Here is a 7929-nt window from a genome sequence, read left to right as displayed (position 1 = left end):
GCGGCCGGGGAGGCCGCCGGTGACCCGGCGCGCCACGGCCGCCGATGTCATCGTCGTCGGCGCCGGACCGGTCGGGCTGCTGCTCGCCGCCGAACTGTGGGAGAACGGCGCGCGCGCCCTGGCCCTGGAGACACTGCCCGAGCCGACCGGCGAATCACGGGCGTCCGTGCTGCACGCCAGGACCATGGAAATCTTCGCGGAGCGGGGCATCCTGGACCGCCTCGGCCCCCTCTCCGCCCTCGGCCCCGGCCACTTCGGCGGCCTGCGCTTCGACCTCGCGGCCGCCGACCCGGACCACTTGTACGCCGGACAGTGGGAATGCCTGCAGAGCCGGCTCGAAGTGGTCCTCCAGCGGCACGCGTCCGACCTCGGCGCCGAGATCCGCCGCGGCCACACCGTCACCGGCCTCACCCAGACCGCGGACGGCGTACGGGTACGTGTCCTCGGCCCGGACCGGGAACCGTACGACCTCACCGCCGCCTACCTCGTGGGCTGCGACGGTGAACGGAGCACCGTGCGCGAACTCGCCGGCTTCGAGTTCGCCGAACGCGACGCCGACAAGGAGATGCTGCGCGCCGACGTCGCCGGCCTCACCCTCGACGACCGGCGCCTGAAGCGCTACCCGAACGGTGTCGCCACCGCCTACCGCAGGCCCGACGGCGTCACCCGGCTCATGGTCCACCGGTACGGTGCCATGCCTGGCGGCGAGGTCGACTTCGAGCGCGTCGCTGCGGCCTGGTCGGCGGTCACCGGCGAGGACATCCGCCACGGCGAGCCGCTCTGGCTGAACCGGTTCGGCAACGCCTCCCGGCAGGTCACGCAGTACCGCCGAGGCCGGGTGCTGCTCGCCGGTGACGCCGCCCACGTCCAGATGCCGGTCGGCGGGCAGGCCCTGAACCTCGGGCTGCAGGACGCAGCGGACCTCGGCTGGAAACTCGCCCGCCAGGTCACCGGCCCGGCCCGGCCCGGACTCCTCGACAGCTACCACGACGAGCGGCACCCCGTGGGCGCCCGCACCCTGACCAACATCCAGGCCCAGGCACGGCTGTTGTTCGGCGCCCAGGAGGTCACCGCACTGCGGGACGTCCTCGGCGAACTGCTGCGGTACGACGCCGTCCAGCGCCACCTGGCCCGCATGATCAGCGGCCTCGACGTCCAGGAGCGGCCCAGGCCGCCCGCCCGGCACACCCCGACACCCGGAAGGTCAACCGTGGACAGGCTCATCGACAAGACCGCCCTCGTCACCGGCTCCAGCCGCGGCATCGGCAGGGCCACCGCCGTGGCCCTCGCCCGCCAGGGCGCCCTGGTCGCCGTGCACTACACGGCCAACGAGCAGGCGGCGAAGGAGACCGTCGCCCTCATTGAGCAGGAGGGCGGGGCCGCGTTCGCGGTCCGCGCCGAACTCGGCGTCTCCGGCGACGCGCACGAGCTGTTCCTCGGCCTGGAGCAGGGCCTGAAGGAACGCATCGGCGAGAGCCGGCTCGACATCCTCGTGAACAACGCCGGCGTCACCACGACCGGCCGGCCGCCCGAGGACGTCACCCCCGAGGAGTTCGACCGCTACTTCGCGGTCAACGCCAGGGCGCCGTACTTCATCGTGCAGCGTGCCTTGCCGCTCATGCCCGACGGCGCCCGCATCGTCAACATCTCCTCCGGCCTCACCCGCACCGCCAACCCCGACCAGTTGGTCTACGCGATGACCAAGGGCGCGGTGGAGCAGCTCACCCTGCATCTGGCGCGCCACCTCGCGCCCCGCGGCATCACCGTCAACACCGTGGCACCGGGCATTACGAACAACGGCGGCGCGATCTTCGACGTGCCGGAAGCGGTCGAGGCGATGGCCCAGCTGTCCGCCTTCAAACGGGTCGGCGAGGCCGACGACGTCGCCGACGTGGTGACCTTCCTGGCGACCCACGAGGCCCGCTGGATCACCGGGGCCTTCATCGACGCCACCGGCGGCACCCTGCTCGGCTGACACCGGCCGCGCCCCGGCCGTCGACCGGTTCGGCCGACCACCCACGACCGACAAAGGAAGCAAGGAGCCCATGACCCCCGGTAAGCAGGCCCCGTCCCACGGCGAGAAGGCCCCCGGCACCGCACCCGTCGCCGTAGTCACCGGAGCCAACAAGGGAATCGGCCGTGAGATCGCCAGGCAGCTCGCCGAACGCGGCCACGTCGTCCACCTCGGCGCCCGCGACCCGGGGCGCGGCCGCGCCGCTGAACGGGAGCTGCGCGCCGAGGGGTTGGACGTCCGGTTCCTGCACCTCGACGTCACCGACGAGGACTCGGTCGCGCTCGCCGCCAAGCGCGTGGAGGACGAGACGGGCCCGCTGCACGTCCTGGTCAACAACGCCGGCATTGGCGTCCCCGAGCAGGCCCCCAGCCAGACCTCGGCCGAGCAGGTGCGCCGGGTCTACGAGACCAACGTGTTCGGCGTCGTCACCGTCACCAACGCGTTCCTGCCGCTGCTGCGCAGGGCGGGCTCCGCCCGGATCGTCAACGTCAGCAGCGCGGTGGGCTCCCTCGCGGCCGCCGCCGCGCGGGAGGACCCCTCAGGGGTGTTCCCGCCGGGCACGTTCCCCGCCATGCTCGCCTACGGCACCTCCAAGGCCGCGCTCAACGCCGTCACCCTCGCCTACGCCAACGAACTGCGCGACACCGGCATCCTCGTCAACGCCGCCTCCCCGGGCTTCGTCGCCACCGACATCAACGGGCACAACGGCGTCCTGGGCGTCGAGCAGGGTGCCCGCATCCCGGTGCTGCTCGCCACCCTCGACGACGGACCCACCGCCGCCTTCCTGGGGGAGGACGGCACGCCCGGCGGCCAAGTGCTGCCGTGGTGAGCGACACCGCGCACCCCGTCGCCGGGGCAGCCGTGCGCCGGACCGGGCGGCAGCGGCTGCTGCTGTTCGTGCTCAGCGGCAACATGCTCCTCGACGCCATCGAGGTCTCCGTCGTCCTCATGGCCCTGCCGACGATCGGCACCCGGCTCGGACTGTCCGTCTGGGAGGTCCAGTGGCTGATGAGCGGCTTCGCGCTCGGCTTCGCCGCGACCTTGCTCGCCGGGCCGCGGCTCGCGGCACGCGCCGGGCGGCGCCCGGTGTACCTGGGTGCGATGCTGCTGTTCGGTCTCGCCTCGCTGGCCGGGGGATTCGTCGACGGCCTGGCCGCGCTTGTCGCCCTCCGCGTCGTCAAGGGCTGCTGCGCCGCACTGACCGCGCCGGCCGGCCTGGCCATCATCAACGACACGTTCCCGGAAGGCCCCGCGCGTCGCCGGGCGGTGTCGCTTTACTCGCTCTTCGGCGCCGCCGGCTTCACCGCCGGACTGCTGCTCGCGGGCCTGCTGGTCGAGTCGAGCTGGCGCTGGACGTTCCTGTTCCCGGCGCCGGTGGCGCTGGTGCTGCTGGTGTGCGGACTGTACGTGCTGCCGCCGGGCCGCGCCGACGGCCCCGCTCCCCGCCCTCCGCGCCCCGCCCTGCTGCGGGACCGCGCCCTGCTGCGCTCCGCGCTCGGCGCCGCCTCGCTCAACGGGACATACCAGAGCCTGCTGGTGCTGATGACGTTCCAGGCGCACCGGATCGGCTGGACGCCCTGGCAGACCGCGCTCGCTCTGCTGCCCGCCTGCCTGCCCCTGGCGCTGACTGTGCCGTTCGCGGGCCGTCTCGTGGCTCGGTACGGAACCGGACGGCTCATCGCCCTGGGCGCGCTCTTCCCGCTGCTCGGCCACACCCTCTACCTCGCGAAGCCCGAGGGGAGCCCGTACGCCCTCGGCATGCTGTCGGCGCTGCTGCTGGTCGAGGCTGGCTTCTGCTGCGCCTTCACGGCCCTGAACCTCCAGGCCACCGCGTCCGTCGGCGTGGCCGACCGGGGCGCGGCGGTCTCGCTCTACCAGACGTGCGTCCAACTGGGCACCGGTCTCCTGCTGCCGCTGGTCGCGCTGCCGCTCACGTACGGGGAGGGCTACCGCGCAGCGCTCCTGATCGGCACCGCGGTCACGGCGCTGGGGTTCGCCGTCGCGGTCACGGGCCGACGCACCCCTCACGGAAGGATCGGAAGGACAGACCATGCCGGGCGCTGAGCACCGCACCGCCACCCGACAGCACCGGGGCGGGCACGCCTTCCACTGCACTGGCGTGGCCGCCGCGTTCGTCAACATGCGGTACGTGCCCGACGCGGCGACCGGCCGTGCACTCCTCGACGACGTCCTGGACCAGTGGGCGGCCGTGCCCCTGCCCGCCGGGGTCCTCTCGCACGGCGCCTACCTGGACACGGCTGAGGAGACCGCCCTCACCTGCGTCCAGGTGTCGGACCCCGACGCCTACCGGGATTTCGCCCGGTCGCTGACCGGACCGGCCGCCGTCGAGGCCGTCGACTACCGGCCGTACCGCGGCGTGGTGTTCGCCCCGACGCCGGCCGAGCCCGGTTGCGTGGTCGTCGCGACGTTCGACGTGGACGGGCCGGGCCGCCAGCGGGCCGTGATCGACGCGCTCTGCGACACGCTGGAGTCGCAGCCCGAGGACGCGCGCGCCGGCATGCTCTCCGCCGGCTTCCACATCACGCTCGACGGCACCCGGGTCCTGAACTTCGCTGAGTGGACCACCGACGAGGCGCACGACGCCTTCCTCGACGGCGCGGGCCGGGCCGGCACCTTCCGCGTGAGCACGCGGATCCCGGGGGTGCGGCCGATCGGCTTCAAGCGTTTCCACCGGCACGTCTGAAGCACGTGACGGATCCCCTTCTCCCTCCATCCCGTTCGAATCAAGGAGTCTTCCGAACATGGCTGCTGAGTCACCCGAGTCGTCCGTGTCCCCCGGACCGATCATGGGCATCATGGCCGGTTACTGGCAGACCAGGATCCTGCTGGCCGCCGTCGAGTCCGACGTCTTCACCGCGCTGTCGGACAAGCCCGCCACCTCCGCCGAACTCGCCGGCCGCACCGGGCTGGTGCCGCTCGGCGCCCATTGCCTCCTCGTCGGGCTCACCCACCTCGGTCTGCTGGAGCAGGCGGACGGCACGTTCTCCAACTCGCCTGTCGCTGAACGCTTCCTGGTGCGGGGGCGCGCCGAATACCTGGGTGGCTACCTGCAGTTCTGCGAACGCGAGTTGAATCCGGCCTGGGACGGACTCGCCTCCACGCTACGCACCGGCACGCCGCACAACCGCGCCGCCGTCGCGGGCAACCCTTACGACACCCTCTACCAGGACGCGGAGGCAACCGACGGCTTCCTGGACAGCATGGACCTGCTCAACACGCCAGTGTCGCTGGCCTTGAGCCGGCTCGACTGGAGCCGTTACACGTCCTTCGTCGATGTCGGTGGCGCGCGCGGCAACTTTGCCCACCACGTGGTGTCGCAGAACCCTCACCTGACGGGCGCGGTCTTCGATCTGCCCCAGCTGGAGCCGGCCTTCACCCGGCACATGGCCGCCCTCGACGGCGCCGCCTCGGCGATCGCCTTCCACGGCGGCGACTTCTTCAAGGATCCGCTTCCCGAGGCCGACGTCCTGGTCTTCGGCCACGTCCTGCACAACTGGAACACCGAGGACCGTATCCGGTTGCTCAAGAGCGCCTACGAGGCGGTCAGGCCGGGCGGGGCGGTGTTCGTCTACGACCCGATGGCGGGCGGGGAGAAGCCGCCGATGAACGCGGTGCTCGCCAGTCTGGCCATGCTCGTCTGGTCCCGGGGCGGTCACGAGTACACCGTGCGGGAGCTGCACGGCTGGCTGTCGGAGGCGGGCTTCAGGCCCGAGACCGCGGAGGTTCCCGGCCTTCACGACGACGTTCTCGTAATCGGCCACAAGGATCGGTGAGAGCCGCTGACGACCGCTGGGACCGTAAGGTCCGAGATCCCGCCCGTCGAGGTCCCGTCCATCCCGAAGGAGTCGCATCATGTCCCCAGCGTCCGACGTCCGGCCGGTCATCGACCGCGGTGACGTCTCCGTCGCCCAGGTCGAGGAAGTCGTCACCGGCGACGCCCAGCGGCAGCGCTCGGCCGCGTCCGCCGTCCTGGCGCAGTGGGAGTCGGCCCCGTGGCCGGCCGGCCTGCTGTCCCAGTCCCTGTTCACCAGCACCGACGGCACCTCGCTGCTGGCATACGCCCAGTGGGCGTCCTGCGAGGAGCTGGAACGGGCGGGTGGCGCGCAGCGCCCCGACTGGCGAGCGCTGGGCATCGAGCCGGGAACGCCTCGGGCCTACAAGCTCTACCGCGTCGTGCGGCCCACCGTGCTGCCGGATCCGGTGCCGGTGCCGCAGTGCTACCCCGCTGCCGTGTTCACGATGGACAGCTATGACGTGGCCCGCAAGTGGGTCGACGGGCTCCTCGACAACGAGGAGCGCAACGAGGGCGAGGACCGCGCCTATCCGGGGGCGCTCGCCGCGAACTTCCACATCGCCGTGGACGGCACCGGCATCTTCCTGCTCTCCGAGTGGGCCTCCGAGGCGGAGGCGGTCGCCCACATCGAGGAGGTGATCGTGCCACTGCTGGAGCACATGGGGCAGAGCGCGGCGGACGCCGGCGCCCGCTACAGCTTCCACGCCTCCGTCCACGCAGGCTGAGGACAACGCCCGTTGCGCGCTTTCCGCGATCCGCGGGGGGAGGGAACATCACGTGAGCAGGCTGCGGAACAGGACGGCTCTGGTCACCGGGGCAAGCCGCGGGATCGGTCGTGGCATCGCGCTGCGGCTCGCCCGGGACGGCGCCCTGGTGGCCGTCAACTACACGGCCGACGCGACCGCGGTGCAGGAGACCGTGAGGCTGATCGAGAAGGCCGGCGGACGTGCCTTCGCCGTGCAGGCCGAGCTGGGCGGGCCGGGGTCGGTGGGGCGGCTGCTGGCCGCGGTCGAACAGGGACTGGTGGAGCGTACCGGGGCGGCGGTGATCGACATCCTGGTGAACAACGCGGCGGTCACCGGCTTCACGGGCGCCCTGCCGGACGCGGTCACCGAGGAGATGCTCGACCGGTGTTACACGGTGAACGCCAAGGCGCCGTTCTTCCTGATCCAGAAGGCCCTTAGGTCCATCCGGGACGGCGGCCGTGTCATCAACATCTCCTCCGGCATGACCCACTCCGCCGTGCTCGAGCACATCGCGTACGCCATGGGCAAGGGCGCCCTGGAGCAGATCACCCAGCACCTGGCTCCGGTTCTCGCCATCCGTGAGATCACCATCAATACGGTGGCACCGGGCGTCACCGACAACGGCGACCCGGTGTTCCGCGACGCCGAGGCCCTGCGGCGGATGGCCGCGCTGTCCGTGTTCGACCGCGTCGGCACCGCCTCCGACACCGCCGTCGTCGTCGCCTTCGTCGCCTGCGACGACCCCCGCTGGATCACCGGCGCCTTCCTTGACGCCACCGGCGGAACCCTGCTGCGCTGACCCGGCCCGCCCTGCACCGAGAGAAGAATGACAGACATGACACCGAACAAGGACACGACGCTGTCGGCGGTTGCCTTCGCCCGCGCCAGGCAGGGCCGGGCCACGGAACTGGGTGACCTCCTGGTGCGGCTCGCCGAGCGCTCCCGTGCTGAGGAGGGCTGCCTGGAATGCCGGGTCCACCGGGACCTGGCGGATCCCGACCTGTTCGTCTTCTACGAGAGGTGGGCGTCCGAGGAGGCCGTGGCACGGTATCTCGCTCAGCCGCATGTGAAGGAGTTCATGGACCTGCGGATGGAGTACCTGCAACGGGACCTTGACGTGCACCGGTTGGGCCTCGCCGGTCCGGCCACCGAGCCGGAGGCGCCCGGCTCATCCACCCCACGGGTACTGCCTCTACCCGCTCCCAGACGTAGGGAAGTCCCCTCCTCCTGCACTTGTTCACCTCAGTAGCTGTTGTCGTTCCGATCTTGAGGGGTGTGCGTCGAACAGGAGTCTCGATCGGGTGGTTGCCACTGGCTGCGGGCATGAAGGCAGGGCCTCTTGGTAGCTCGGGGTT

8 protein-coding genes are annotated in these 7929 nt (G+C 71.7%); all 8 read left to right on the top strand.

All coding sequences use genetic code 11. From position 1 onward, the window contains the following. Positions 1-19: 19 nt before the first annotated feature. The 8 genes from ACVNF4_RS29120 (at position 20) to ACVNF4_RS29085 (ending at position 7823) form a co-directional block, all read left to right on the top strand. Positions 20-1975: an SDR family oxidoreductase gene (locus ACVNF4_RS29120; RefSeq protein ID WP_461805868.1), complete on the top strand. Its 1956-nt coding sequence runs from the start codon at positions 20-22 to the stop codon at positions 1973-1975. Between the two features lie 70 nt (positions 1976-2045). Further along, on the top strand, positions 2046-2843 hold the full coding sequence (locus tag ACVNF4_RS29115; RefSeq protein WP_461805867.1) for an SDR family oxidoreductase: 798 nt from the start codon (positions 2046-2048) through the stop codon (positions 2841-2843). Continuing rightward, a complete protein-coding gene (locus ACVNF4_RS29110; protein WP_461805866.1) occupies positions 2840-4078 on the top strand; it encodes an MFS transporter in 1239 nt (412 codons plus the stop codon). The genes ACVNF4_RS29115 and ACVNF4_RS29110 overlap by 4 nt, the downstream gene beginning before the upstream one ends. Beyond that, positions 4065-4718, top strand: coding sequence for a hypothetical protein (locus ACVNF4_RS29105; protein WP_461805865.1), 654 nt, complete (start codon positions 4065-4067; stop codon positions 4716-4718). The genes ACVNF4_RS29110 and ACVNF4_RS29105 overlap by 14 nt, the downstream gene beginning before the upstream one ends. Before the next feature lie 58 nt (positions 4719-4776). Continuing rightward, positions 4777-5808, top strand: coding sequence for a methyltransferase (locus ACVNF4_RS29100; RefSeq protein WP_461805864.1), 1032 nt, complete (start codon positions 4777-4779; stop codon positions 5806-5808). 79 nt (positions 5809-5887) lie between these two features. Further along, a complete protein-coding gene (locus ACVNF4_RS29095; RefSeq protein WP_461805863.1) occupies positions 5888-6553 on the top strand; it encodes a hypothetical protein in 666 nt (221 codons plus the stop codon). Between the two features lie 52 nt (positions 6554-6605). Continuing rightward, positions 6606-7373 (top strand): SDR family oxidoreductase, encoded by a 768-nt coding sequence (locus ACVNF4_RS29090; RefSeq protein WP_461805862.1) that lies wholly within the window; start codon positions 6606-6608, stop codon positions 7371-7373. Positions 7374-7409: 36 nt separating this feature from the next. After that, complete coding sequence (locus tag ACVNF4_RS29085) at positions 7410-7823, top strand: putative quinol monooxygenase (RefSeq protein ID WP_461805861.1); 414 nt, start codon at positions 7410-7412, stop codon at positions 7821-7823. Positions 7824-7929 lie beyond the last annotated feature (106 nt).

This window comes from Streptomyces sp. S6 (genome assembly GCF_054880855.1).
The sequence above is the reverse complement of the archived record's forward strand: the minus strand, read 5'-3'. Positions and strand labels throughout refer to the sequence as shown.